Source organism: Neorhizobium sp. SHOUNA12A, assembly GCF_023006505.1.
Classification (GTDB): domain Bacteria; phylum Pseudomonadota; class Alphaproteobacteria; order Rhizobiales; family Rhizobiaceae; genus Neorhizobium.
In genome coordinates, this window is the sequence record NZ_JALBGV010000188.1 from 1 (window position 1) to 1,527 (window position 1,527).

The 1,527-nt window shown below is 60.8% G+C and carries 1 protein-coding gene; it reads right to left on the reverse strand.

The window, feature by feature from the left end:
- Positions 1-103 precede the first annotated feature (103 nt).
- Positions 104-1,473, reverse strand: a protein-coding gene (locus MOV63_RS32385; protein ID WP_247039832.1) for an IS1182 family transposase whose coding sequence is annotated in 2 segments (ribosomal slippage) — positions 104-429 and positions 429-1,473 — 1,371 coding nt in all. Because the reading frame shifts where the segments join, the coding sequence is not laid out codon by codon here.
- Positions 1,474-1,527 lie beyond the last annotated feature (54 nt).

The window sequence follows — 1,527 nt, forward strand, 5'->3', positions numbered from 1 at the left end:
CAGACTGCTGACAAACCCGTCGATATTTTCGGCGGGTTTTGTTTTTGTGGATTTGTTTTTCCGCCGGGAGGTCTTGGCGGGAGGCGCAGAAGGATGGGCTGGCTCATGCCGCGGCTGGTTTTGGTGTTTTGATGAGCGCCATTGCGATCTTCTTGATGTTCTGGGCGGCTGCAGCCAGCAGGCATTGGCAGGCGACACGGGTGAGACTTCGGAAGCGGGCATAGCGGTGGCCATGCAGCTGCTTGGCATCGGCAAAGGAGCGCTCGACCGTTTCCTTGCGGCGTTTGTAGATCGCCTTGCCCCAAGCGGTCAGTCGGTTGGCATCGGTGCGCTCGCGGGCGTCGGCCCAGACATGGCGGGTGATGGTGCGTGTCGCGGTGGCGTTATGGGTGCAGGAGGCCAGCAACGGGCAGGTGCGGCAGATGGCCGATCGGATGCGTAATGTTTATAGCCGTTGCGGTCGGTGGTGGCATAGGCGAGCAACTGTCCTTCGGGGCAGCGATAGCCGTCTGTCTGAAGCTCGTGGACGAACTTCGATTTGCGCATCATGCCGGCTTTGGGCGGTGTCGGATTGCGATAGCCGGTGACACCGAGGATGGTGCGGTCTTCAAGCCCCTTGGCGATGCCGGAGGTCGCATAGCCGGCATCCAGGCCAACCGCGCCGACCGCCAGGCTGAACCGCTCACGCTGTCGGTCCAGCCGCTCGAGATAGACGATGCTGTCATGCACATTGGCAGGTGTCACATGGGTGTCGGTGATGATGGCATGGCGGCCGTCCACCGTGCGGTGGTCGAGGTAGAAGAAGCCTTTCGGTTTGCCGTCGCGCACCATATAGCCGCTCTCGGGGTCGGTGCGCGACACCTTGGTTTCCTTCACCTCCGGCTGACGCTCTTTCTCCTTCAACGGCTTCTGGTCGTGCAGCGCCCGCTCGACCTCGATCGCCCGGTCGAGGTCGGCCCAATAATCGGCGCGCGACTTCGCGATCATCGCAAGGTCGTATCTGCCCTTGTTGGCGTTCGCCTTCAGATGCGTCGAATCCGTATAGAGCACCGTACCGTCGACCAGGCCATGACCGATCGCCTGCTCAACGATATGATCAAAGATGTCCTGGGAAACCGAGGTGTCGTTGAAGCGCCGGCGGCGGTTCTGCGACAGCGTCGAGGCGTCAAACACCCCATCCGTCAGCTTCATCCGCAGAAACCAGCGATAGGCGACGTTGACCTCGATCTCGCGCACCAATTGGCGCTCCGAGCGGATGCCGAACAGGTAACCGATGAACAGCGCCTTGAACATCAAGGTCGGATCGAGCGGCGGCCGGCCGTTGTCGGCGCAATAAAGCCCGGCAACGCGATCATGGATGAACGAGAAGTCGATCACCGCATCAATCTTGCGAAGCAGGTGATCCTTCGGCACCAGACCCTCGAGCGTCACCATCTCAAGAGCCGTCTGGCAAGGGGCAGGTTTCTTCAACATGTCCCAATGAATCACAAACCCCCGGACCACGCCAGGGGTTTGTCAGCAGTCTGA